The organism is Spirochaetota bacterium (assembly GCA_040756435.1).
GTDB lineage: Bacteria > Spirochaetota > UBA4802 > UBA4802 > UB4802 > UBA4802.
Genome location: JBFLZD010000007.1, coordinates 1 through 25,441, shown reverse-complemented (window position 1 = coordinate 25,441; position 25,441 = coordinate 1). Strand labels below are relative to the sequence as shown.

The following is a 25,441-nucleotide window of genomic DNA, read 5'->3' as shown; positions in this document are numbered from 1 at the left end:
AATTAGCTCCATAAAAACATACGTGATTTTAATACTATCAAAATAATTATTTTTTGGCTACATATTTTTTTAATTTAATAAAAAAGTAGATTATTACAAGACATAATAAAAGCAGACCTATTACTTTGCTATATTGTGATAAAAAGTGACTAACTTTACTCTGTACTGTAAGCCAGTTATTGCCCAATGAATATCCTAAGTATATAAGAATAAGATTCCATATTGATGAACTGATAAATGAAAACAACAGGACTTTATATGTAGATAAATTTGAAAAGCCTGCAGTCAAAGAAATAACACTGCGAATACCGGGTAAAAAACGGTTGGCTAAAACCAGCCATATTCCGTATGTTTGTACCCATTGCTCAGCTTTTAATATAGCGTCTTTTTTGAAGAAAGTAAAGTTTTTTTTGATCAGCAGTTCTTTGCCAAAAAACTTGCCAACCAAAAAAAGAAGTGTAAATCCAATAACTGAACCAACCGTTGTTGACAGGTAAACCCAGAAAAAATGTAATTTACCTGTTGCTACCATGAAAGCACCAAATGCGGTAACAACATCACCAGGGACAGGCGGAATCAGATTTTCCATTACTGCAGATATACACAGAAGTAGATACAGTAATGGATTGCTTTTACTATCTAATAAAGCAGGCAGTTGTTGTATAAGGTCATCTAACATAATAACTTCATTCTTTTATAAACGTTAGGAATTATGGATGTGCTTAGCTAAAAAAATAATTTACATACAGTAATAATTACTTAAAAAATTTCATAAAGAATAAAGTGTACATCCTCGCCGCCTTAGGCGGCGGGGGTGTACACTATTTTATATTTTATTCAAATTTAAACATTTAGGAATAATTAATGATTTACATAGTATTATTATTGAAACTAATATAGTGATACTAAGGGTATTGATTATGGCATATATCATTGTGACTGATTGTTTTAAAATACTATAAAAAGGTATTGAAAAAATTGATTTACTTGTTATACTATTATTGCTCAAGTGGACATCAAATCCTTTGCATGTACAACGTTATAATGTTCTCATTATTTTGTCAAGTATGCTTATGCAGTATATACATTAGCCGTAAAGTAGGTTAGTTCAGCTAAAGGTATTTAATGAATTGATAATGTCTATTATATATACATCCAATAACATTAAATTATTGACAATGGTATGTTGATATATGATTGTAATGTATCATTCTGAGCTGAAAGCAAAGAATTAATATTTTCAAACAACAAAATTCTTCATTTGCTTAGCTTTACACTGAATTCCATTTTTAAAGGAGATGATGGTGGTTATGAGGAAACATATACTATTTATTATGCTAATAACCTTGTTAGCATGTAATACTGCAGGTATTAAAGAAAAAGAAGATCCATTTGCACAGGATAATAAAAAATTTCTTGAAGAAAAAAGTGGTTCGGAGCTTTTCAGAGTATTAATAACTCCGGATAGCTATCAGGTAGTTCAGTTACATTATCAGGATAGAATCACACGTAATAATGATGAAAGTGGTGATAAGTATATACTTGAAGAGGTGGCACAGAATAATCAAATTGATGAAGCACGAGAGGGCATAGTAACAGTGTGGTTATTCCCTGATTCAGGTGCAATAATGAAGATACGACCAACGCAGCTTACATTTCTGGTTGAACTGGATAACCTTATAGTTCAGGACCTGCAGCGCTGGACGTTTTCATTTCCCGAAAAAACGATTGAACCAACAAAATTTGAAGTAAAATATAGAATAGTTTTAAGAAAGAAACTTTCTGATGAAGAAATAATGCAGCAAATCAGGGAAAAAATAAAAGATAAAACTCAATAGAAAGCATAGTTACAGGGAAGAAGTATTGATTATCAGTCGCACTGCATTTTCATCTATTAAAAGTTTTTTGGCTATTTCCTGAGAACTCCAACCTTTATTGGATAGCTCTCTGACAGTTTTTATCAGCCTCTCGTTAATATTGACGTTTGGTATCCCTTTAATCTCTTTGCCGATAACGGTGTTACTATCTATAGCTTTCAAGAAATCAGCAAACTGTTTCATTCGCTTATCGGTTTCAGTAAACATTAATTGCAGGCGACTATCGGTCTGGCTGATTTCATCACGCATATCTTCTAATTTCTGAAACATAGCGTTTACCTGTTTGATGCGCTCTTCTATATGTGCAGTGAGGCCTTCAAGCTCAGCAAAATGCTCCTTAACTTCCCTGATTTCCTGCTCACGTGTTTTAAGAATAAGTGTATTTTCTTCAATACTGTGCAGGTACCCGGTGAGGCGCTCAATCTTCTTTTCTGATTTTTCTACTGTTGACTGGAATGTTTTTATTCTTGTTTCTATTGATTTCATGATGAGATCAGCTTTGTTAACAGATTCCAAATTTTTGGTTATGGTAGTTTCATATTCCTGTAATTCGTGAATCCTGTTTTCCAGATCGTTATAAACCTTTGCCAGGGCATCAATGCGTGCATTGAACTGGTCAATTTTAAGCATTCCGTCCTGTAATGAATCAGCCTTTATTGAAATCATATCTGCCAGTTCCATGAGGGCTTTAATTTCAGATTCAACTGTAGCAAGTTTTTCTTTTCGTGATTCAAACACCTTCAGTTCACGTTCAACTGTTCGCCGTATATCCTTGATTGATTCAGCTTTTTCAAGAAATTCATCTAATTTTTTTGATTCTTCCCGTGATTGGGCAAGTATGGTGTTTAGCTCGGTTAATGCGCCCTGAACTGTTTTAAGCATATCGTCAGTACGCGTAAAAATTTTGTGGTTTTCCTCTAAGCTTAAAAGCTCTTCTTTCATGGATGAAATATGCTGGCTCATGGTATCAAATTCATTTCTGGCTTCAGCTATCTTTGATTCTATTGATTGATGCATCTGCCGTTCAATCTGGTTTGCACGTTCGGTTAAATTATGGAAGCGCAGCTCTATGGCCTGGTATTCGGTAACTAATGTTTTAAGCTGCTCTTCTGATTTATCTACCAATCTGTGTTCCATCTCAATAAATTTTTCACCAAATTCTTCTATGCGGGTTTTTATGTCTTCAGCCTCTTTACGAGCAGCTTTTACAATTTCGTCTTTTTTAGAGATAGCATGAAGGTTTAACGCATCAAATGCAGTTCGTATTTTGTTGACTTCTTCATCAAATGAGGCAATGAGTTGAGCTTTTGATTCATCTATATTTTGTTCAATGAGTCGAAGTTTATCATATACTTTTTCAATATCGCCGTTGACCTGCTCAAGTAAGGTTTCACGCATATCCTTAAATTCCTTTATAGAACTGGATATACTGGTTTTCACATCATTTGCCTTTTCCTTGAGATCAGCAAAAATACTGTTTTCAACTTCAGTAACGGAAGATTTAAGTTCTAAAATCTGATCGCTGACTTCGGCAAGCTCTTTTCGCATTGAAGTGGTTGAGGTTATCCTGATCTCGTCCAAATCCTGTTCAAAGTCTTCAATGGATTTAGCCAGTGTTGCAATTTTCTGGTTTAAGTCAGTAAATACACGGCGTTCCGCTGATTCAACACGCTGCTCAATGGAGTCAACGGATTTTGTTACCGTATCTATCTTTAAGCGTATATTTTCTAAAATAGCATCGCCAGTGTTTGTTATGTTTTGTTCCATGCGCGATAGCGACTCCGAAAAGTTGCGTGTCAAAAGGTCAACCTTTTCCTGAGAAGCCATAAGTATCCGTTCTTCTTTTATAGTGATAGTATCACGGAGTTTATTGATCTGTTCAGCAATTTCTTCAGATAGTTCCCGTGAGCGTTCACGGACCCTGTCATTGAAGGTTTGCAATACCACCGATGTTTCTTTTTCTAATCTGGAAAGGTTGTCAGTAAGGTAGTTAATCTTTTTAGCTATATCACCAAAACTTGCCCGTGATGCGGCAATATATTCTATCTGCTGATTGACATCACGTGCTGCATTTGAGATGACCTTTAGATCCTCTTCCACTTTTTTAAGGTTTGTTTTTTCAATATCAAGGCCTTTAAGCTTTTCTTCAATTTCCACAATTGAACCATTGAGATGATTGCTAAGTGCCTGAGCTTTTTTTAGCATGATATCCAGTTCAATGGTAGAATCATTGAACTTGCGTTCTTCTTCCTGGGCTAACTTTTTAAAGTCATCCAGCACTTTTGATGTATATCGTTTAACTTTGGTTATTCGTAAGTTGGAGCGGTCAAGACGCCGGAAGAAGAGTATCATGAATAAACAGGATACCAGCGTCACAATATTCCATATCATTGTTTAACACTCCTTTTATATGAAAATTAACTGCACGCACCATTACAATTGTTAAAAAACTATATTTCCACTACAAAGATTTATTGTTAATCTTTGCACGGCAACCCTGAGAGAACAAAAAACCGCACTTTTTACATTAAAATTATACATAAAACAATTAATTAAATTTGTCAACATAATTTTATGTCACATTAAAAAATGATTGACTTCGCTTAAAAAAATTAGATTTTGGCCAAAAATTTAATAACATAAACCCCTCACTGTCTTTGGATAATGAGGGGTTTTAATATTTTTATTTGGTTTTGTAAAACTTACATAGACTGGTTACAAGATGATGAGAAGAGTATTGGTTAGTTTAATAGTAGTATGTACAGTAGCATTACTGGCTTTTGCGTATCAGGATTTAATGCCCAAACACAATCTTTTACCGGAACTATCGCACACAAAAAAAGTACAGTATAAAACAACATGGAAAATAACAGCCTACTGCCCGGGTAGATGCTGTAATACTCGATTTACCGAAACTGGGATTGAAGACTATACCAACTGCGCAGCTGTAGGTGGGTTGACATTAACAGGTCTTTTAGACAGCGGAATTCTTGTTGTGGCTGTTGACCCGTCTGTTATTCCTCTGGGTTCAATTATAAAATATAATAATGCATATTATGTTGCTCTTGATACAGGTAGCGCCATAAAAGGTTTTACGCTTGATATATTAATGCCTGAACACGGGAAAGCACATAATTTTGGTGTTCAGTATTGTGATGACGTGGAGGTTTTTATTCCTGAAGATCCCGGAGTTGTTATTGAAGCAATTAAGGCTAAAGCCGGGGTCAGAAAACCCTGACCCCGGAGATGCTTTCAGCTACATTGAATGCATGGTCTCCAATTTTTTCAAATTTTGATAGCATGTCTATAAAGATAAGCCCAGCATTGACATCACATACCCCTTCATTTAAACGGTTTACGTGTCCTTTGCGCAGTTCGTTTCTTAGCTCATCAATCCTGTCTTCTAAAAATTTTGAATCAGTCATTATATCTTTATTGCGGATAGTGAGGTTTTCATTTAGTAAAACCAAAAACTCACGAACTTTTGATGCAATTTCATCAATGCCTTTGACTGCATCATCAGAAAATTCAATCCCCGCCTCATATTTTCTGCGGATAAGTTTTAGCAATGATTCACAGTTATCGCCTATTCTCTCCAATTCATTGACAGTATGTAGAAGCGATGAGACTTCTTCACTCTGCTCGTAGGAAATATTGTTTTGTAAAATATTAACTAGGAAGCTTGATATCTCCTTTTCAAGGTGGTCGGTGAGGTTTTCAAGCTTTATGATGTGCTCAACCTGCGTACCCAATTTTTCCTTTGGGTGATGAAATACATCCATGACCATGTCAAACATCTCAAGGACAATGCCGCACATGCGTTTGATTTCAAGACGTGCCTGGTTTATATTAATTGTGGGTGTGGAAACTAATGCGGTGGTGATATATTTCAAATGGAATTCATCCTTTTCACCTTTAGGTTTTGGTGCTAATTTAGTTGAAAGCTTTGCAAGGACATTAACAAATGGCAAAAACACCATGGTATTGATAACGTTAAAGCAGGTATGGAATGCTGCCATGTGGTCCGCTATTACTTTGGAACGTACTGCTAAAATATCAGAATACGGATTACCGGGTACTAACCAGTCAACAAAGGGCACAAAGAATTTATGAAAGATAAAAATTGCCCATATTACTCCAATAAAATTAAACAAAAAATGTGCTCGCGCAGCCTGCTTGGCCTCGGTTGAGGCACCTATGGCTGCAATATTGGCAGTGATTGTTGTTCCAATATTTTCACCTAATATGAATGCACACGCGGTGGGAAAATCAATAAGGCCGTTTACTGCCAGCGTCATGGTCATGGCTACCGTAGCGCTTGATGATTGTACAATCATGGTTACAATAGTACCTATAGCAACCACAATCAATGTTGACGATATGTCTACTGCAGCAAAGCGCGTCATCATGTTCAGTATTGCTTCAGAATTGCGCAGGTCTTTGACAGCATTGCTCATTATATCAAGCCCAAAGAAAAGCACCCCAAAGCCAAGTAACACCTCACCATAGTAGCGCACTTTTTCATTGGATACAAACCGTATAAAAAAGCCTATGCCTATGCAGAGCAGGGCAACAGCAGTAATTTTTACTTTAAATCCAATCAATGCTACAAGCCAGCCGGTCACGGTGGTTCCAATATTTGCTCCATATATTATACCTATTGATTGCTGTAATGTTAAAAGGCCGGCACTGACAAAGCTTACCAGCATTACTGTTGTGGCGCTTGAAGATTGAATAATGGATGTAATAAATAAGCCGGTAAAGACTCCTTTAATCCTGTTATTGCTGACCTTCCATAATATACCTTTCAGTCTGTCACCTGCTGCCTGTTGCAGGGATTCACTCATGATTTTCATGCCAAATAAAAACAATCCTAATCCACCAAAGATTGTGATACCTATCGAAAATCCATCCATAGTGTTTATCCTCTAGTTAATAATTTATATTCATAAACAAACAGTAAAATATTCTATTGTGGCATAGCAAGCTTATCTTCTTCTTTTACCTCATTTTCTTTAAGCCGCACATCATACGCTGATTGATTAATGGGTAATGGGAAGCTTTCCCCTTTTTCCTCATCAAGTTGATTGGTACGGGGATCGGCGTTTGGGTTCACAGGCTCTTCCTTTTTGCCTGAAAAACGCTCTAAACTTGATTGTATTGAGGGGTCGTTGGGGTCAAGCAGTTTTGCTTTTTCGTAATAGCGTTTTGCTTCTTCAATGTTTTTAAGCGATTCATAACACAGACCAATGTTGAAAAATAACGATGCCGTAGCCATATTTAACTGATGAGCCTGCAACAAATAATTCAGCGCTTCAGCATATTTGCCCTGTGATACCAATAATATCCCTAACTGATACAGAACATCAGGATTATTGGGGTTCATCCTCATTGCATTGTTAAGGTATTTATATGCATTGTCCATATTCTGAATGGTGGCACTTATAATACCAATGCGATAGTTGGCAGTAAAATTATTGGGATTTACTGCAAGCAATGAAGAATATAATGAAATTGCTTTATCCCATTGCTTGTCCTTTTCATACACCAGCGCAATATTTTCATAAAGTTTTTCTTTGTATACTATTACATTGATGATGTATTGCCTCAAGGTGGGTGTATATTCGCCTGCCCGCCGTAATTCCATGAGTGCTTGCATCTCGCGTTCGTATTGTTCCTGCAGTCCATAATATTCAGCCTGCTTTAAAAGCTGATTAATCCGCTTTGCATAGAACATACGCAGTTGCAGTGTATTAGCCCAGTATGGGGTTTTGTCAGCAAGCCCTGTAACGGCATCATTGGTATTAATCACAGTATCAATAAAACTGTTTGGGTATAGTGTTGCATCTGGTTTAGAAAACGGTAGCAGTACAGTACTGCTTTTCCCATTGTTTGGTAAAACCGATTGTACGGATGTATACAGTATATACGATACTGCATGCTCGGGATTAATGAAAAGATTTGAAACTTCTGTTGTCTGGATGAGGTTTTCTAATTTTTGCATTTGGGCCTGACCAATAGTAAATCCGTCCTGTTTATCTGTTGCGCCAATGATCATTATATTACCATATATGGCAACCATTGAATGAGTAAAATGCTTCTGCAAGGCTTTGCCAAGGCTATTTAATTGCTCCGGTGCTATATGGGTTATGTCAATAATTGTAAAGTAGTAATCATCAACATGCGGTTTGATGCTGGCAATGTAATTTTCAGAAAAGTGGAAGGTATACATATAATGGTCAAAAATATTGGGGATATCAATAATGGTCCCTTTTTTATCTGATAAACCACGGAGGATATCGCTGTTAATGGTGGCATACTGTTCAACACCGGTTATTGTTGGTTTCTGATAATCAACAATACGCTCAGGGATATAATCAAGGATAACAGGGGCAGGTAGCAGGCTGTACAGGTTGTTTGTAAAGAATTTATGATAGCCATCAATAATGATGGTGTGTCCAGAACCTGTAAAAAGGCTTGATAGCACCGTTGCCCGTTTCATATCGCGTGCAAAGTGATCGGTGATTGAACATGCAGGTATCCCCTGTATGTATGCTGTTGCAGGTTGTGTGATATATGATGCATTAAAATTTGCCATTGCTACGGTGTCATAGCCGTTGCAGAATCTATTGACCAGTGTATTTGAAAATGGCAGTTTGAAATAAATATGGGTAATGATAATGGCAGGAATAAATAGCAAACTTACAACAAAATAGAGTATCGATGGTATAGAGCGTTTTGTATTTTGCAATAGGTACATGCCGGGAAATATTATAGTGATTATTGCTAAGAGGTAAATGAGAATAAAAAACCATAGATACGTTAATTCAATCCATAAAAATGCAATTATTATGGGAATTGGTATGATAAAGAAGGAAAAAAGCAGTATGGTATATCGTAACTGATGATTATTTTTAAGGACAATCTGCTTAAGGGAAGTGCCAAACGTTAACCCCGAAAAAATACTAAAAGGCAAAGCGGTCATAACACTGACATAGTAGGGAATATCATTGCTATGGATTATAATAATAAAACCTAAAAAAAGGAATGGATAGAGCATCTCACCGTAAATAAAAACAGTATTGTTTGTTTTTATATACTGTGAGGCGATAGTTCCTGCAATAAAGCCTGCTGCAATGGCAATCACTGAATAGAAAATAATTTCCAGGAATAGCCCATACCGTGCAACGATACTCAGCAGTATAAGAATAATAAATATGCTTATAAATGAGACATTGCAGTATGTAAACAGAATATCATCTCGTGACGTAATGACACGTTCTTCAGCAATACCACGTGAAATGATTGCTGGTGGGCAAAAGGGGAGCGATAAAAGTATAGTGAACACACTGGATAGTATGGGTAATAGAACATAAAGAATGAGATAGTATTGATTATAAAATATAAAAAAACCAAACGTTACGGATGCAATAAACGATATCAGAGCAACACATATAGCAATAATTGCGGGATTTTTATTATCTATATAGTCGCCAATGGTAGTCTTTAAGTAATATGGAGCTTTTATACCTGTAAAAAAATATAGTATAAATATTGACCCATAGAGCAGCCAGTAGCAATGTTGCAGGATAGTACCATATACACTGAGGATATCATGGTATACCAGGGCACCTATGACAGGTACTATCGCCACACATACTCCAATGATTTCCTGTATAATAAAAATAATCCTGTGGTTTTGTAATCTTTTTAAAATACTATTGCCAGCAATGATACCAGCAAGTAACCCCAAAAACGCACAGGTCAGGGTGTATTTCCAGACAGGGGCATACAGTGTAAGTGAGCTTACGTACAGGGTGCTGAGAATGGTAAACACCACCAGGGTGGCAATAGTGAAAAATATCGAAAGTAACACAAATCGCCGCTGGGTTATACTGGAATAGTTAAATTCTTTTATGTTCATTTTTTGAATAATTTCTCCTGCATACTACTGAATTTATTTTTAACCCATCAGGGTATAGTATCTCAATTCTTGATTGATAATATAATGACTTGATGACTGAAAACCGCAGTATTGAACAAATCCCTGATACAATAGCAACGAATGCATTTTTATGACGTAGTATACGCTATCGATAAAAATGACAAGAATTTTTCTATAGTAAATAATTATTAAGATTTTTTCGTAATTTTACCGTAAATTATATATAGAAGCTTTTGGACTTTTTTTGTTGCAGTATTTTATTAAATTTGATATATATACATTAGAATTATGTGGAGCGTTTATGCACTCAAAAAATGCATTTGAATATATACCTGAAGACAATCTTGTTGTATTATTTGTATTAATGGTATGTACAGCAGGGTTATATTATTTCTGGTGGATTGCCCGTGTAAGCCGTATTTTCTATGACAACCCTATTACCAACATACTGCTTACTATTCTTACGGCTGGCTTGTGGCTCATTTATTTAACCATTAAATATATGCAAAAATCTGAAATGCTCAATGGCAGGCAGATGCCCTGGTATATGGTTTTATTTTTGCCCATAGGCTTTTTAATTATTCAGCACAATATTAATGAGCGGTATTTCACCAGTCAATAAATCATCAGGAGCCATTCATGATTGTACGATGCAGCGAATGTAATGCAGCCTATCAGGTTGATGATGAAAAGGTAGACAACAAGCGTTTTGCATTTACCTGCCCCAAATGCAAGGCTCATGTTATTATTGATAATCGTATTGAAACAGCACCAGACACAAGTCTTGATGATATGCTCATGGCACACGCAGTAGAAGAAAAGCCAAAAAAGATGGCAAAGGTTGCAGAAGAGTTTGATACTTTACTTAACGAAGAACCATTTGAAAAAGAATATACAGCAAAAAAAATTTCAAAAACTGATGAAGATTTACTGGCAGATATTGAATCATTTGATGCAACGCAAGATAAAAAAGGAAAAATTAAGGATGAATTTGAGCCTATTGAAAGCGAAACAATAGATTTATCTGATTTTTCTGCTGAAGAATTGAAAAGCGCTACCGAAGAAATAACCCTACCTGAAGAACCCCTTGAAAAAGAATTATTGCTTGATGAAGAAATTAAGGCTGATGAGATTTTTTCAAAGGAAAAAGATGTTGATGAAAGTATTACTATAGATTTAGACACCCTTGATATACCTCTTGAAGAATCAACAGTAATTGAAGAAGCTGAAATGCCAATGGAGCCATCAGTCCTTGAAAAAGAAGACGTATTGGTGGAAGATACTGGTTTTGATGATATCCTGGTGGCTGATGAAGAAATTCCTCAAAAACCAAAAGCAAAAAAAGCGCCTGAAAAAGAACCAATAGATGACATCACTTTGGATCTGGATTCATTGGATATTCAGCTGGAAGAGCATGAAGAAGTTTTACCAGGTGAACAGATAATTGAAGAAGACGAAAAGCTGACACTGGAAGATGCTGGAATAACTATTGATGAACTTATAGAAGAAGAAAAGAAACAGTCACTTGAAGAGGAAGAAGACTTAAAGCTTTCTTTAGATGAAATTGAGCCTGGCCTTACGGTTGATGACCTGCATAAAGAGCTTACAGAATCAGAAATAGAAACCTTAATGTCAAAAGAATTAGAACTGCCCGAAGTTGATCTGGATAAATTTGAACTGGAAGAAGGTGAGGTTAAAGAATTTACACCTGAAGAGTTTGATTATGCTGAAAAGGAAAGTTATGATTCAATACCTGCAGGTTTTGTCAATTTAACCATTGATTATGCATTGTCATATTCACGGCTTGGTGCAGTTGCACGGCTGTTAGGGTTATATGCAGTAACGTTGATTCCCCATGTTATAGTTAGTTTTATCTATAGTCTTGTATCATCGGTAGTTGGATTTTTTAACTGGTGTGTGGTGTTATTTACCGGCCAGTTCATTGATGATTTTGCAGATATGCAGCAAAACACATTACGGTATTATATTGCAATTCTGGCATCCGCAGCCCAGATAACTGAAGACAGGCCTGTATATGCAGGCAGACCAAAAGTTGAGCATAGCCTGCAGCTTGACATAGTATATCCTGGTGAGCCATCACGCTTGCTAGCTTTTTTAAGGGTTACAGGTATTGGGATACTTATAGCAGCACTTCCCCATCTGCTGTTGCTTGCTGTACTGACGCTTGGAATGCTTATTCTGATTCCTGTTGGCCTCACCAGCATCATTGCAACAAAGCGCTGGCCATCCCTGTTGTTTGATTTCATGTACCGGTATTTACGTTACTATTCCCGGGTAAATGCATACATCATGGGACTGGTTGATAAATACCCTTCATTTATTTTTTGATAGACATCCCGCATAGCATTCATTACAGTGCTGCTAAAAATATATATAGCTATCTATGGATATTCATTCTATCATACATACTGTGTTTACCAGCGGCATGCTGTCGGGCTATATCCAAGATTTTGAGTATCGTGCCATTCAGGAACAGATGGCAAGTGCTATTGCCGGGTCATGGTATGACCAAAAGCACATTGTCATTGAAGCAGGAACCGGTACAGGCAAAACGTTTGGTTATCTTCTTCCTGCTGCCCTGTTTGCGCTCTATGAAGATGTTAAAGTGGCGATAGTTACTGAAACAAAAGCCCTGCAGCAGCAATTAATTATAAAAGATTTACCTGTGGTTGCTTCAATACTCCAAGACGTAACCGACAGTTCCTTAGAGTATGCCCTGTGCCTGGGAAGTGCCAATTATCCTTGCTTTCGAAGGCTGCAGCATGCAATAGATACCGGAAGTTTTGACAAAAAATTTTCAAACGATATAGCAAACCTGCATAAGCTTCTAAAGAAAAATTACACTCTTACACGCTTTGACGTTCAGGTGCCAGATGCACTGTGGAATATAATCTGTCGTGAATCGGAATTATGTTCAATGAATAAATGCAGGTATAAAAACACCTGCTCATACATGGAAGCACGCAAGCGATGGCAGAAGGCACACATCCTTGTCATGAATCATTATCTCTTTTTTTCTAATATTGCTGCGTCAAAGTCGCTGGTACCGGATTGTAAGGTTGTGGTATTTGATGAAGCACATTCACTGGAAAGAATTGCCTCAGGTCAATTGGGATTTACAATAGCAAGCCAGCATCTTAAAGAAACACTGGAACATATGATTCAAAGAAAAAAGGGCGCATCACTGGTAGACCGGTGGTTGCCCCACAACCTGCATCAGGATGTCATTGAAGTATTTGATAATGCATTGCGACAGATTCAGATATGCAAATCTGTCTGCAATGATATGATACAGGATTTACAGACACTCAGGTTACGAAGTCCTTTAAAACAATGCCTGCCATTACTGAAAGCCCTGGAAGAGATCATTAGTGTACTTGAAAAAGTTGAAGCAGAAAAACTTGATGAAGACATGCGCTTAGAATATGAGTACCGCAAAAGCATAATTATGAATACTTGCAATGATCTGGGCATGATTGTATTTATGGATGATGATCGTTATGTTTACTGGCTGGAAAAGGAAAAAAATGGACAGGGCGCTGTTACCATATGCGGCCAGCCACTGGATGTTGCTTCAATTATCCATAAAGAGGTGGTGGAATATTATGACCATTTAGCATTTGTTTCAGCAACATTGAGTGTTAACAGTACTTTTGATTACTTTATACAGAGTGTTGGTCTTTCAAATGTACAAACAGTAATATTGCCATCACCATTTGATTTTTCCAGCCAATCGGTTTTGTTCATTGACAGAGAAAATGTGGATCCGTCAGAAGAAGCCTTCATTCATAATGCAGCTGAAAAAATCAGGGAAATTATTACCATGGTGCGGGGGCGCTGCCTTGTCCTTTTTACTTCCTATGGTATGCTTCAAAAAATATATGAAAAACTATGTGATACAGTACCCTATACCATCTTTTCACAGCACATGATGAATGCAGCCACAGCTTTACAGGAATATATTGCATGTGAAAATGCAGTGCTTTTTGGTACGCATTCATTCTGGCAGGGTGTGGACCTGCCAGGGGATCTGGCTCGTGCAGTCATTATCATGAAGCTGCCATTTGAGGCACCGGAAAATCCTGTGGTGCAGGCAAAGATAGAAAAAATACAAAAAGAAGGTGGCAACCCATTTATGAGCTATCAACTTCCCTATGCAGTTCTCCTGTTAAAGCAGGGCTTTGGTAGGCTCATACGCAAATCAACCGATAAAGGCATCATAGCAATTCTTGATCCCCGCATTGTTAGTAAGTCATATGGAAGAATATTTTTAGCTTCACTCCCCAATTCAAAAAGAGTATATTCACTGCAAGAGTTACAAGAAGCATATAACAAACTTTGCAAATAATAGTTTAGTATGCGAATGTTACGCAGTGGCTATCAGCAAATAACAGTTGCATTGTCATAAAAAAATACTTGCAATCTGCAAGTATTTTTTTATGATTGTGGCAAAGGGTTGTTACTATGAACTATCGCCAGAAAATAAAAAAAACAAAAAAGGATATTAATGCACTGCTGCGTGATGTGCTTTGTGCGGTGTATCATTTTGAGCGCTTCAAGGAAAAATATTTTGGCATTACTTATGAGTTATACTATGCAATGACATTGATTGATGGTAGCAGGAAAAAGACTATCAGTGACATTGCCGATACTATGAGTATTCCGTTACATAAAGCAACACGAATTGTACAGCGGTTACATGCAAAACGTCTGGTTGAGCGTACAACGTCTTTACGGGATAAGCGAGTGGTGTATGTTGGGCTTACTCGTGAGGGTAAAAAGTGCCTTACAGCAATTGAAGACTTTTGCTTTGATACAATAATGAATAATATGATTCATGTTTCAGCGGGTGAGTTTGCCAAGTTTATACAGGTTGCAGCTAAAATTCCTGAAATTTTAGCAATACCACAATATGACAAAAAAGGGGTTCAGTATGGCAAGTAAGTTTAAGGGATACATGGGAAAAATCTGTGATATTAATCTTTCAACGGGAAGTGTTGGAGAGTATCCGCTTTCTGATGAAGACAGGGAAAAGTATTTGGGTGGGCGCTTTATTGCCACAAAGATTTTATGGGATGAGTTAAGCCCTGGTGCGGATGCGCTGTCACCGGAAAATATTTTAATTGTTATGACATCGCCGTTGACGGGTACCGGTGCGCCATCAAGCAGCAGATATGATATATCCGCTAAAAGCCCACTTACCGGCCTTATTGGGCACTCAAACAGTGGTGGCAACTTTGGCATGCATTTGAAACGTGCCGGTTTTGATGGCGTGGTGCTTCGGGGAAAAGCGCCAAAACCGGTGTATATAGAATTTGATAATGGTACTGTACATATCAGGGATGCTGGCAATATCTGGGGAATGAATACACAGGATGCTCAAAAGGCAATGGGGCAGGGTGGTACCATGGCTATTGGACCTGCTGGTGAAAACCAGGTTTTATTTGCATCAGTGGTTTCCCAGGAGCGCAGCCACGGCAGGTGCGGTATGGGTGCAGTCATGGGCTCTAAAAATCTTAAAGGTATGGTTGCACGAGGTTCCGAGAAGATCCCCATTCACAATAATGATGAGTTCAAAAAACATGTAAAACAGTGGATAACCATGTTACAGAAGCATCCAGCTACCGGTGAATTTGCTCCGCGCTACGGTACAGCAGGCTTTTTAACGGCGCTTTCCATGAACAATGCATTGCCAACAAAGAACTTTTCTCAAGGAAGGTTTGAACAAGCATGGAATATTGGCGGTGAACGGTTGGCTGAAGAGTTTTTGGTAAAAAATTCAGGTTGCGTATCATGTCCAATCCGCTGTGGCAGGGTTGTTGAGATTGATGGTAAAGAAGTTAAAGGTCCTGAGTATGAAATCCTGTCACTGCTTGGATCCAATATGCTTATTGATGACCTGGATGCCATCATTACATGGAACTATCAGCTTGACCTTTTGGGGCTTGATGCTATTACTACCGGGACACTTTTTGGATTTGCAGCAGAGCTCAATGAACGTGGGGTATGGAAATGTGGCATTGAATTTGGTAAAAAGGAAAATATATCACAGCTGATAGAAGATATTGCCTATAAGCGTGGAATAGGACAGGAGCTTTCCCAGGGGGTGAGGTACCTGGCAAAGAAATTTAATGCGGAAGATTATGCCCCGCATGTCAAAGGATTAGAACTGGCTGCCTATGAGCCGCGCGCTTCTATTGGGCATGGGTTGGGGTATGCCACTGCATCGCGTGGTGCCTGTCATCTGGATGGTGGGTACATGATCTATTTTGAGGTAACTGGTCCGGTGACACTCAATCCCCATCACTATCGCTCAAAACCTTCATGGACCATTCTTGACCAGAATTTGCTTGCTGCAGTGAGTGCAGGTGGCAATTGTCTTTTTACTTCATGGACATTTGTGCCGAATATTGCATATAAAGTTCCTGGCAGGAAATGGCTTTTTTCACTGTTACAGTTTATTCTTACTCATACATGGATACTAATAGACCTTACTGTTACCATGCCCAAGTGGCTTATGCGCTTTCATGTGCCATTACTACCTCATACTAAGGCAATTGAACTGGCAACTGGCATGAAGATGGATTTTGGCAGGTACTATCTTGTTGGTGAACGAGGATATACTCTGGAACGCATGTTTAATATACGGGAAGGGTTGAAAGCAAAAGATGACTCATTGCCTGCACGATTTACAAAAGAACCGTTGATGTTTGGCAAAAAAGGGTATACGGTTCCATTTAACAGGATGCTTAAAAAATACTATAAACTCAGAGGCTGGGACAATGAAGGAAAGCCAACAAAGAAATTGCTCAAAAAATTACAAATTATATAATATTAAGCCTTAGTCTCTATATTTTTCAAGGCTTCTTCGTTGGTCTTATAAATGTTTACAAAATCGGTTATGCCAACTATATCCATCACTTTGTGGAAATGCTGTGACAGACCGGTAAAGACTACCTTGCCGCCGAAATCACCTAAATCTTGAATGATGTTAATTAACGTTGCAATGCCTGCAGAATTAATATATTTTGTTTTGTTAAAGTCAACTATAAGATAAAAAGGAGAATGTTTTTCTTTTAGTTCCCTATAGGCATTCATAATATCACTATCCGCCTCAGATGTGATATCTCCTTCTAAAATAAGAACGGGAATATTATTCAGAATCGTTGATGAAACCCGATGCGTTTTTTCCATAATTAACGCCTTAATGTTTTTTTGTAATTAATTATAAGTGATTTAATAAAGCAATTTTTAGTAAACATTGTCAAGTAAAAAATTATGACACAGGTTCTAAAGGTGTGTAGCGTTCAAGAAATGTTTTCGTGAACCCATTTAAAAATTGTATGGTTAGCTTAACATTATCTCCTTTCCCCTGTATTGTTGTTATAATCCCAATGCCAAATGAAGGGTGCTTAACTCTTTGATGGACTTTAAACCGCGAATCGGTTATTTCATTCTGGATGTTTCTACTGTTGTTTCCAGATCCAGAAATGAATTTATCAAATGAAGAAGATCTGGGGGCATCCCATGAATCATACGATGAATTATAATTCTTAAATTCGCATAATTGGGATGGCAACTCACTTAAAAACCGTGATGCTTCTTTATATTGGATAGTACCCCAGCTTCTTCTTATCTCCGCACCTGTCAAAAAGAGCCTGTCCTTTGCCCTTGTCATGCCCACATAGCAAAGCCGCCTTTCTTCCTCAATGCCTTCTTCTGTATCGCTGGAATTGGCATGAGGGAATAACCCTTCTTCCATGCCGGTTAAAAATACAACGGGAAATTCCAGCCCTTTTGCATTGTGCACAGTCATAAGAGTAACGGCATCCTGCACAGTGCCATTTGTTTCATCAGCGGGAGTTAATAACGAAATGTCCTGCAAAAATTCATCAAGGGTAGCCTGTGGGTGCAGATGTTCGTATTCAAAAATACTGTTCACAAATGCATCAATATTTTCAAGCCTTCCCCGTGATTCAATGCTATTTTCAGCTTCAAGGCTTTTATAGTACTGTGTGTCATGCAAAATGCTGATACATACATCAGAAAGCTTATAATGCTGTGGAGTTTCTCTGGTTTTATCAATTAATTTCTGCATGGTATCTTTAAATACATTGAGAGCAGGCGATAGTTTATATGCATAGGCTTCACTATTAGCAATGATGTCCCATTCGCTTACTGCATGTACATACGCAGCATCACGGATTTTTTCGATAGTTGACGCACCAATGCCGCGTGCAGGGGTATTGATAATCCTTAAGAGCGAAACGGTATCATGCTGATTTGCAATGAATCGCATGTAAGCAATAATGTCTTTTATCTCTTTGCGTTCATAGAATTTAACACTACCAATAACTACGTATGGAATGTTTTCTTTACGCAGATGTTCCTCAAAGATGCGTGATTGTGCATTGGTGCGGTAAAATATTGCAAAGTCCCTGTTGGTATACCCTTCTTTATGTTTAAGGCTAACAATGGTATTAATAACGTATTCTGCTTCGCCATATTCATTGTTGGTTGTACACACAATGATTGGTTCGCCATCACCACGATGTGATGTGAGCTTTTTGTCTTTTCGTTTGTAATTATTTTTAATGACGTGCCATGCTGCTTTAAGGATTGGTTCGGTTGAGCGATAGTTCCTGTGTAAGGTAATCACGGTTGCATTGGGATAATCTTTTTCAAAGTTCAATATATTGCGGATATCAGCACCACGCCATGTATAGATGGACTGATCGTCATCACCAACAACACATATATTTTTGGTGGCTGACGATAAGTATTTTGCAATTAAGTATTGCGCGATATTGGTATCCTGATATTCATCAATCATAAAATATTTCCACCGCGATTGTAGCTTAAGTAACACATCTTTATTGCGCAAAAGCTGTACAGTGCGCACAAGAAGATCACTGAAATCAAGGGCATTTGCGGTTTTCAGTTTTTCATGGTACTGTGTAAAAATTTCAGGGAAATTAAATGAATGAAATTTTGGCAAAAGCGGTGTAATATCACCGCCTTCAATGTAGTGATTACTTTCTTTTATGCGTGATATTTTTTCTACAATCATTGACGGTTTTACTGCTTTGGGATCAATGTTCATAGTGCGCAGGATATCTTTAATAACCGATTCCTGATCGTGGTCATCATAGATGGTAAAATTTGAAGGGATGCCTATAGCCTCGCCATGTCGACGCAGTATATACACTGCCAGAGAATGAAATGTTTTTATCATGACGCTTTCACCAATAGGACCAATGAGAGCTTTTATACGGTTTTGCATCTCTTCCGCTGCCTTATTGGTAAATGTTACCGCAACAATGGAAAAAGGTGGAACGCCTGCATTCTTTATAAGATGGGAAATCCTGTAGGTAATAACACGAGTTTTACCTGAACTGGCACCAGCCAGTATCAAAAGCGGGCCTTCGATATGCGTTACTGCCTTATATTGTTCTTCGTTAAGTTTTTGCAATAAGTCCATGTTGTGTATTACGTTATTTTTTTAGATTGTATCTGTGTTCAACTACATTGCTATTATATGTAGTGCAATGTATGTCTACTACATTATATAAAAAATATATGGATGACATAATTAATAGTATAGTAAATTATTCAAGATAAAAAATTTTTTGAATGTTAAAATTCTTATTTTGTGTGAAACACTATACAATAATGTCACCCCCTCTGGGGGTTGTTAGCTTTGTGGTGTTGTGGTCGTTGTGGACAGTAATGTTATCCACTCTTTGAGATTAGATGGAGTTGGCTCTATGGTGCTTGTGGTTAGTGCATCTCCAAAAGAAGCATTTTTCTTAATATTTCATACGATTATATTTGCTATGCACTATGCGGTTTTCTACACCGCTCAGTTGTTTTTTTGAGATATTCAATTTGTAATTGAAATTTTTTCCGATAGTAGTATTATAGCATTATACATATACTTTGGAGGAAATATATGAATATAGAAACCACCACCTGTATTGCCTATGAACACTTAGAGCTTTTTCAATCATATGCTGCTATGCACAAACTATCGCTTCATACGTTTATTATTAATTTCATAAACTATGTGCTTTCGTATAAACATATCCCGGTGAAAAGCTATAAACGGTTGCAGTATAGAAAGCGATATCAAGCCTGGAAACGCGTACATCTGTATTTGTATGAGAATGAGTATGAGTTTGTGATGGATGTGCGCAAAGTTTGCAAGATGTCACTGGCTAAGGTTATAGCCTATTGTGTTGAGAATTATCTTTATGATTATCTTGCTGCGTTAGACAGTGAAGATAATACCGATAACTATCGCTTTAGTGGCTACACATTTTCATTTTATCTTGAAGAAGGCATCCATTGTTGTCAATTTTATTGGGGACCACCCCCAGAATTGGTGAAACTTGCCACTAAATAGCCCCTAAAATTATAGGTAAATATCTAAAATAAAAGGTGCCTATACTTATAATAATGTCACCCCTTTGGGGTTTGCTTTGATGGAAAATACAATTTCAAAATTCTCTGATAGGAAAATTTTTAATGTTGCAATATGCAAATAAGTAAAATTAATTGGAGTCATGCTAATATTACTCTCAATTTAAATGGTTTTTTAAGATAATTAGTAAAAATGAAAAAAATAATAGCAATTATTCTTTTATGTGTGTTGATGGAGTGTGCTGATACAAAAAAAGAAACTATTGCCGTGTTTCATGCCGGCAGCCTATCGGCACTGTTTAAAGAATGCAAAGTGGAATTTGAAAAACGGCATAATTATACAGTACTTCTTGAGGCTTCAGGCAGTGTTGATGCAGCACGAAAATTAACCGATTTACACAAACCGTGTGATGTGATTGCACTAGCAGATGTTGAGCTTTTTGATAGTATGCTCAAACAATATTGTCCATACTGGATTGCATTTGCAGGGAATGAAATGGTGCTAGCATATAATAAAAAGAGTCAATACGCCAAGGCTATTGCAGCTAACTGGATAGATGCACTTACAACGTATAATATTACCTGTACACGCTCTGACCCCTTGCGTGACCCCTGTGGGTACAGGACCCTTTTGGTATGGAAATTAGCATCACAATTTTATAATAACTCAAAGTTAGAAAAGATCTTTGCTGCACGTGCACCTATAGAATATATGCGCCCAAAAGAAATTGATTGCATTGCATTGCTTGAAACAGGAGCCTGTGATGCAATGTGGATATATAAATCAGTTGCGGTAGAACAAAATTTCCCCTATATAACACTGGATGAGCATATCAATTTAGGCAATCATACATACGAGCAGTTATACAGGAAAACCTGTATTGCGCTGTCAGACACAAAGAAGCAGTATACGTTTTGTGGCAGCACTATCACCTATGGTGTATCCATTCCAGTTACAGCAAACAATGTAAAAGGTGCTATTGCCTTTATGTCGTTTCTTTTTAGCAAAGAAGGGCAACAATTAATACAGGAGTACGGATTTACATTTATAGAACCGTATAGCAATAACCATGAACAATTATCGGTGGAACTTAAGAAGGTGATTGCAGGTGATAAACGTAAATAAGAAGAATATAGTGTTTTATACTATAGTTGGTGTGCTATCGTTTGTGGTAGCATTTCTTGTTGTGGTGCCCATTGCTTCAATGGTGCTGTCAGTATCAATACGTGAAGTTATAGAAATGCTTTTTGATAAGGAGGTAGTGCAATCACTACTGTTAACTTTTGAATGTGCATTCTATGCCACACTGATAGCAGTAGTTTTTGGCATACCCCTTGCCTATCTCTTTACCTTTACTCACTTTCCATTAAAGCGCTTCATTATCACACTATTTGATATACCCATGATCATTCCCCATACAGCAAGCGGAATAGCATTGCTCTTTGTATTTGGAAGTGGCTATCTATCACAATTATTTAAGTCATTCAACATATCATTTGTTGGCAGCAAAACAGGCATTGTCATAGCCATGGCTTTTGTTTCAATACCGTATTTTATTAATGCTGTGCAAAATGGTTTTGCTTCAATTGACAGGCGTCTTATAAATGTGGCAAGAACATTAGGTGCTTCACAGGCACAGTGCTTTGTCCATGTTATACTGCCACTTTCAGTCAGGGCCATTGTGACTGGTAGTCTTATGATGTGGGGGCGGGGCATAAGCGAGTTTGGCGCTGTTATGATTATTGCCTACCACCCCATGATTGCCCCTGTCCTGCTGTATGATAGATATTCAGCTTACGGGCTTGAAGGTTCACGACCAATTGCAGCTGTGCTCATAGTTTTTTGCATAGTGTTTTTTGTTCTTATACGGAGTTTACTGGCATATAGGGAAAAACATGCTTACACTGCATAACATACAATGGCACAGTAAACAATTTTCACTGAAAATTCCATCATTGCAATTTCATGACGGAGCGCATGCCATGATAATGGGCTCTTCGGGATCAGGGAAGACGCTACTGTTGTCCATCATTGCAGGGATTATTGCACCCCATAATGGTACTATCTATAGTGATACTGAAGATATAACGCATATTCCACCTGAAACACGTGGCTTTTCCATTGTGTATCAGGAACCGGCGTTGTTTGGCCACATGACGGTTTTTGAAAATATTGCGTTTGGTTTGCGCATGAGGAAGTGTCAAACCAGGGTAGTAACGAAAAAGGTTAATGAAGTTATGGAGCTATGCGGTGTTGACCATTTACAACACAGAAACCCTGCAACCTTAAGCGGTGGTGAAAAACAGCGTGTGGCATTTGCGCGAGCCATAGTGACAGCACCAAAACTTTTATTGCTTGATGAACCATTTACCGCTCTTGACCCGGTATCAAAAGAAGAACTTATTGGCATTTTGAAACACATAAAAAAAGAATATAATCCCACAATACTGCATGTGACGCATGATTTTGATGAAACACTGCAGCTTGGCAATTACCTGTATGTCATGAGTAGTGGTGCAATCATCCAGCATGGTACGGTCACCGATGTTTACCGCTATCCCAGTGATATTTTTGTGGCACAGATGGTTGGGGCAAAAAATATTTTTCAAGGTAGGGTCATCCACAAAAAAGACGGGGCATATTTTGTGACGGATAACGGCATTGCATTTTTTTTGGGCGATAGTTACCGCAATTTTTCCCAGTATGCAATACTCAGGGCTGAGGATATAATCATCTCCAGACAGCTTCTGCACAGCAGTGCAACCAATCAGTTCAGAGGCATTGTTGTAGATGTTACCGAGATGAAAGGTTTGTATAGAGTGAACATTGATATAGGTGAAATAGTACAATCTGTGATAACCAAGCGTTCATTGATGGCAATGAATATTAAAAAAGGAGCAAAAGTTGTTGTAATTTTTAAGGGCAGTGCTATACACTTGCTCTGAGTGTGATATGAATTAACATAAATAGGTAATACAATATTAGAAGATCATTGCCAAGAGGTATACATTGAAGCGATTGCTGTATAGCTTTATAATTACTGCAATAGTGTGTCTTATTACATCAGTAACTATCGCACAGCGTATAGAAGAAGCAGTTCAGCTTAATAGCAAGGGACTGCTTTACCTGGAATGTGGTAATTATGAAAAGGCCTATGAATATTTTATGCTGGCACTGCAGCACGATCCAACCAATAAATTGTTATACAATAATTGTGCTGTTGCATGCATGAACATGAAAAAATATCAGGAAGCATACCGTATGCTCACAATAGCCCTTGCAATAGATCCTTACTATGTTAAGGCACTATCCAATATGGCAATTGTGAATTTTCATTTATTGAAGTTTGCAGATGCATATAGGTATTATTCAAAAGCATTGATGGTTGATAGCTCATATACAAAAGAGCGCTTCAGGTTGGATAAGGTTATTGCGGGTGTAAAAAAAGTTCAAAGCGAAAATCCTGATAATGGTGACTTGAAAGAAATTGTTCGTCAGTTGGAAATAATTAAAAACAATAATCAGGACATATATTTAAAATAATTTTGAACTATCTAATAGTATAGTAACAGGGCCATCATTAATAAGGGATACCTGCATGTAGGCTTGAAATTTCCCCTGCTGAACTTTGGGATAATGCTGTTTGCATAATGAAACAAATGTGTCAAAAAATTTGAAAGCATCTTCAGGCTTCATGGCGTCAGAAAATGAGGGCCTTTTACCTTTGCGTGCATCGCCATACAACGTAAATTGCGGAACTAAAAGAATCTCACCTTTAACATCAGCTACTGAAAGGTTCATGAATGCATTGTTATCATCAAAAATACGTAGGCCAATAATTTTTTGGCAAATATACTGTAAATCTTTGTCAGTGTCAGTGGCAGTAAAACCAACAAGAACACACAGTCCTTTATTTATAGATGCAATGATATTCCCCTCAACTTCAACTTTTGCTTGTGTTACCCGTTGTATGACTGCACGCATTGTTTTTTTAAGAAAGCTTTTTCTTTAACACCGTTTCGGGCTGCACACCTATCATGCGGTCTATCTCTTTGCCGTTTTCAAAAAGAATAAGTGTGGGAATTGAAGAGATACCAAAGCGCTGCGCCGTTTCAGGGTTATTGTCGGTGTTTACTTTAACTATTTTTGTTTTTATTTCTGGATCCTGTGACAGTTTTTCAAGTATTGGTGTTTGCATACGGCAAGGGCCACACCAGGGTGCCCAGAAATCTACAAGGACCCTACCTCCATACTCAAGTACCTCAGAGTTGAAGTTAATATCATTGACTTCTATCAATCCCATACACACCTCCAATTAATTTCAAATTACAATAATAGCATAGTATGGCTATTAAATCAAATAAATATTTTGTGTGGTAATATTTTTGCTGTGAAAGTTCAAATTTTAAATGAAACATTTATTTAACCCTATAAAACTGCATAGAAAGTTTTCTATCCTATTGTAGTGTTTCACATAAAATAAGAATTTTCTGCAGTCAAAAATAGTATAATCATTTTCTCTGTGTGCATCGAAGGGTGTATCGTGGTGTGCTCTTTTATAAACTTTTTTAGCCATCCATTTAAATGCTTTCCCACAAAATAGATCCAGTTAATGGTATCTAATTTTGGCTTCTGCTTTAATATATTTTCACACTCATGGATAAATTTTCCAAATGCTTTCTTCACAGTTTTGTTATCCATATATGTTAGTATCTATGTAAACACCACTAAATGTATTTATCAATATTTTTCCAAATAAAAATTATCTCTTTCTAGTAAAACTTTTAATTATCCACTTTCTTTTGTTCAAGGGGTAATAAAAGAAAGTAACAAAGAAAAATGCTTTTTTATCATCCTATTTTTCCACAAAATCCTGTACACTGTTGATTAACTTGGATATACAATTCTATTTGCTTGTAGATATCCTGTGATCATTGTTTTATATTTTTTAACATAAACAATTTGTAGTTGCAATTTGTTCCAGTTGTGATAGTGTTGCGATACATACGATACATATACTTTGGAGGGAACATATGAATATAGAAACAACCACCTGTATTGCCTCTGAACATCTAGAACTTTTCAAACACTATGCACCTCTGTATAAATTACCGCTGCATACCTTCATTATAAATTTCATAAACTATGTGCTGTCGTATAAACGCATCCCCGTCA

The 25,441-nt window shown here is 37.3% G+C and carries 20 protein-coding genes; 12 read left to right on the top strand and 8 right to left on the bottom strand.

The window, feature by feature from the left end; translation table 11 throughout:
• Positions 1–46: 46 nt before the first annotated feature.
• Entirely contained in the window at positions 47–679 is a 633-nt protein-coding gene (locus AB1444_03415) for a DedA family protein (protein MEW6525700.1), read from the bottom strand.
• Between the two features lie 631 nt (positions 680–1,310).
• Here AB1444_03415 and AB1444_03410 point away from each other — a divergent pair.
• On the top strand, positions 1,311–1,838 hold the full coding sequence (locus AB1444_03410; protein ID MEW6525699.1) for a hypothetical protein: 528 nt from the start codon (positions 1,311–1,313) through the stop codon (positions 1,836–1,838).
• Between the two features lie 9 nt (positions 1,839–1,847).
• Here AB1444_03410 and AB1444_03405 read toward each other — a convergent pair whose 3' ends face one another.
• The gene (locus tag AB1444_03405; GenBank protein ID MEW6525698.1) at positions 1,848–4,268 is read right to left on the bottom strand and encodes a hypothetical protein; all 2,421 of its coding nucleotides are present in this window, start codon (positions 4,266–4,268) and stop codon (positions 1,848–1,850) included.
• 346 nt (positions 4,269–4,614) lie between these two features.
• Here AB1444_03405 and AB1444_03400 point away from each other — a divergent pair, with 346 nt between their 5' ends.
• Positions 4,615–5,115, top strand: coding sequence for a 3D domain-containing protein (locus AB1444_03400; protein ID MEW6525697.1), 501 nt, complete (start codon positions 4,615–4,617; stop codon positions 5,113–5,115).
• On the opposite strand, the gene AB1444_03395 is transcribed toward AB1444_03400, so the two are convergent.
• Positions 5,102–6,793, bottom strand: a complete 1,692-nt coding sequence (locus AB1444_03395) for a Na/Pi cotransporter family protein (GenBank protein ID MEW6525696.1) — start codon at positions 6,791–6,793, stop codon at positions 5,102–5,104. The two genes, AB1444_03400 and AB1444_03395, sit on opposite strands and share 14 nt — an antisense overlap.
• Before the next feature lie 53 nt (positions 6,794–6,846).
• On the bottom strand, positions 6,847–9,801 hold the full coding sequence (locus AB1444_03390; protein ID MEW6525695.1) for a tetratricopeptide repeat protein: 2,955 nt from the start codon (positions 9,799–9,801) through the stop codon (positions 6,847–6,849).
• Positions 9,802–10,123: 322 nt separating this feature from the next.
• Between AB1444_03390 and AB1444_03385 the strand changes: the two genes are divergently transcribed.
• The 5 genes from AB1444_03385 (at position 10,124) to AB1444_03365 (ending at position 16,675) form a co-directional block, all read left to right on the top strand.
• On the top strand, positions 10,124–10,444 hold the full coding sequence (locus AB1444_03385) for a hypothetical protein (protein ID MEW6525694.1): 321 nt from the start codon (positions 10,124–10,126) through the stop codon (positions 10,442–10,444).
• A gap of 17 nt (positions 10,445–10,461) precedes the next feature.
• Entirely contained in the window at positions 10,462–12,171 is a 1,710-nt protein-coding gene (locus AB1444_03380) for a DUF4389 domain-containing protein (protein MEW6525693.1), read from the top strand.
• Between the two features lie 55 nt (positions 12,172–12,226).
• A complete protein-coding gene (locus AB1444_03375) occupies positions 12,227–14,191 on the top strand; it encodes a helicase C-terminal domain-containing protein (GenBank protein MEW6525692.1) in 1,965 nt (654 codons plus the stop codon).
• Positions 14,192–14,307: 116 nt separating this feature from the next.
• Complete coding sequence (locus AB1444_03370; protein ID MEW6525691.1) at positions 14,308–14,787, top strand: MarR family transcriptional regulator; 480 nt, start codon at positions 14,308–14,310, stop codon at positions 14,785–14,787.
• Positions 14,777–16,675, top strand: a complete 1,899-nt coding sequence (locus AB1444_03365; GenBank protein MEW6525690.1) for an aldehyde ferredoxin oxidoreductase family protein — start codon at positions 14,777–14,779, stop codon at positions 16,673–16,675. The genes AB1444_03370 and AB1444_03365 overlap by 11 nt, the downstream gene beginning before the upstream one ends.
• Before the next feature lie 2 nt (positions 16,676–16,677).
• Here AB1444_03365 and AB1444_03360 read toward each other — a convergent pair whose 3' ends face one another.
• Together AB1444_03360 and AB1444_03355 are read right to left on the bottom strand one after the other, a co-directional pair.
• Entirely contained in the window at positions 16,678–17,037 is a 360-nt protein-coding gene (locus AB1444_03360; protein MEW6525689.1) for an STAS domain-containing protein, read from the bottom strand.
• Between the two features lie 82 nt (positions 17,038–17,119).
• Positions 17,120–19,324, bottom strand: coding sequence for a UvrD-helicase domain-containing protein (locus AB1444_03355; protein MEW6525688.1), 2,205 nt, complete (start codon positions 19,322–19,324; stop codon positions 17,120–17,122).
• Positions 19,325–19,795: 471 nt separating this feature from the next.
• On the opposite strand from AB1444_03355, the gene AB1444_03350 reads away from it, so the two are divergent.
• The 5 genes from AB1444_03350 to AB1444_03330 all read left to right on the top strand — a co-directional run bounded on the left by AB1444_03350 (position 19,796) and on the right by AB1444_03330 (position 23,809).
• Positions 19,796–20,248 carry a hypothetical protein gene (locus tag AB1444_03350; protein MEW6525687.1) on the top strand — a complete coding sequence of 151 codons (453 nt, stop codon included), beginning with the start codon at positions 19,796–19,798 and terminating at the stop codon, positions 20,246–20,248.
• Positions 20,249–20,458: 210 nt separating this feature from the next.
• A complete protein-coding gene (locus AB1444_03345) occupies positions 20,459–21,391 on the top strand; it encodes a substrate-binding domain-containing protein (protein MEW6525686.1) in 933 nt (310 codons plus the stop codon).
• Positions 21,375–22,178 (top strand): ABC transporter permease, encoded by an 804-nt coding sequence (locus AB1444_03340; GenBank protein ID MEW6525685.1) that lies wholly within the window; start codon positions 21,375–21,377, stop codon positions 22,176–22,178. The genes AB1444_03345 and AB1444_03340 overlap by 17 nt, the downstream gene beginning before the upstream one ends.
• A complete protein-coding gene (locus AB1444_03335) occupies positions 22,162–23,211 on the top strand; it encodes an ATP-binding cassette domain-containing protein (protein MEW6525684.1) in 1,050 nt (349 codons plus the stop codon). The genes AB1444_03340 and AB1444_03335 overlap by 17 nt, the downstream gene beginning before the upstream one ends.
• Positions 23,212–23,275: 64 nt before the next feature.
• Positions 23,276–23,809, top strand: coding sequence for a tetratricopeptide repeat protein (locus AB1444_03330; GenBank protein MEW6525683.1), 534 nt, complete (start codon positions 23,276–23,278; stop codon positions 23,807–23,809).
• Here the strand turns inward: AB1444_03330 and dtd are convergent.
• Both dtd and trxA read right to left on the bottom strand, forming a co-directional pair.
• On the bottom strand, positions 23,801–24,250 hold the full coding sequence (dtd, locus tag AB1444_03325; protein MEW6525682.1) for a D-aminoacyl-tRNA deacylase: 450 nt from the start codon (positions 24,248–24,250) through the stop codon (positions 23,801–23,803). The two genes, AB1444_03330 and dtd, sit on opposite strands and share 9 nt — an antisense overlap.
• 7 nt (positions 24,251–24,257) lie before the next feature.
• Complete coding sequence (trxA, locus tag AB1444_03320) at positions 24,258–24,569, bottom strand: thioredoxin (protein MEW6525681.1); 312 nt, start codon at positions 24,567–24,569, stop codon at positions 24,258–24,260.
• Positions 24,570–25,441: the final 872 nt, after the last annotated feature.

What these genes read in the sequence shown, in the direction of transcription:
- AB1444_03415 (MEW6525700.1), bottom strand. Translation starts at nt 679, where the DNA reads ATGTTAGATGACCTTATACAACAACTGCCTGCTTTATTAGATAGTAAA.
- AB1444_03410 (MEW6525699.1), top strand. Translation starts at nt 1,311, where the DNA reads ATGAGGAAACATATACTATTTATTATGCTAATAACCTTGTTAGCATGT.
- AB1444_03405 (MEW6525698.1), bottom strand. Translation starts at nt 4,268, where the DNA reads ATGATATGGAATATTGTGACGCTGGTATCCTGTTTATTCATGATACTC.
- AB1444_03395 (MEW6525696.1), bottom strand. Translation starts at nt 6,793, where the DNA reads ATGGATGGATTTTCGATAGGTATCACAATCTTTGGTGGATTAGGATTG.
- AB1444_03390 (MEW6525695.1), bottom strand. Translation starts at nt 9,801, where the DNA reads ATGAACATAAAAGAATTTAACTATTCCAGTATAACCCAGCGGCGATTT.
- AB1444_03385 (MEW6525694.1), top strand. Translation starts at nt 10,124, where the DNA reads ATGCACTCAAAAAATGCATTTGAATATATACCTGAAGACAATCTTGTT.
- AB1444_03380 (MEW6525693.1), top strand. Translation starts at nt 10,462, where the DNA reads ATGATTGTACGATGCAGCGAATGTAATGCAGCCTATCAGGTTGATGAT.
- AB1444_03375 (MEW6525692.1), top strand. Translation starts at nt 12,227, where the DNA reads ATGGATATTCATTCTATCATACATACTGTGTTTACCAGCGGCATGCTG.
- AB1444_03370 (MEW6525691.1), top strand. Translation starts at nt 14,308, where the DNA reads ATGAACTATCGCCAGAAAATAAAAAAAACAAAAAAGGATATTAATGCA.
- AB1444_03365 (MEW6525690.1), top strand. Translation starts at nt 14,777, where the DNA reads ATGGCAAGTAAGTTTAAGGGATACATGGGAAAAATCTGTGATATTAAT.
- AB1444_03360 (MEW6525689.1), bottom strand. Translation starts at nt 17,037, where the DNA reads ATGGAAAAAACGCATCGGGTTTCATCAACGATTCTGAATAATATTCCC.
- AB1444_03355 (MEW6525688.1), bottom strand. Translation starts at nt 19,324, where the DNA reads ATGGACTTATTGCAAAAACTTAACGAAGAACAATATAAGGCAGTAACG.
- AB1444_03350 (MEW6525687.1), top strand. Translation starts at nt 19,796, where the DNA reads ATGAATATAGAAACCACCACCTGTATTGCCTATGAACACTTAGAGCTT.
- AB1444_03345 (MEW6525686.1), top strand. Translation starts at nt 20,459, where the DNA reads ATGAAAAAAATAATAGCAATTATTCTTTTATGTGTGTTGATGGAGTGT.
- AB1444_03335 (MEW6525684.1), top strand. Translation starts at nt 22,162, where the DNA reads ATGCTTACACTGCATAACATACAATGGCACAGTAAACAATTTTCACTG.
- dtd (MEW6525682.1), bottom strand. Translation starts at nt 24,250, where the DNA reads ATGCGTGCAGTCATACAACGGGTAACACAAGCAAAAGTTGAAGTTGAG.
- trxA (MEW6525681.1), bottom strand. Translation starts at nt 24,569, where the DNA reads ATGGGATTGATAGAAGTCAATGATATTAACTTCAACTCTGAGGTACTT.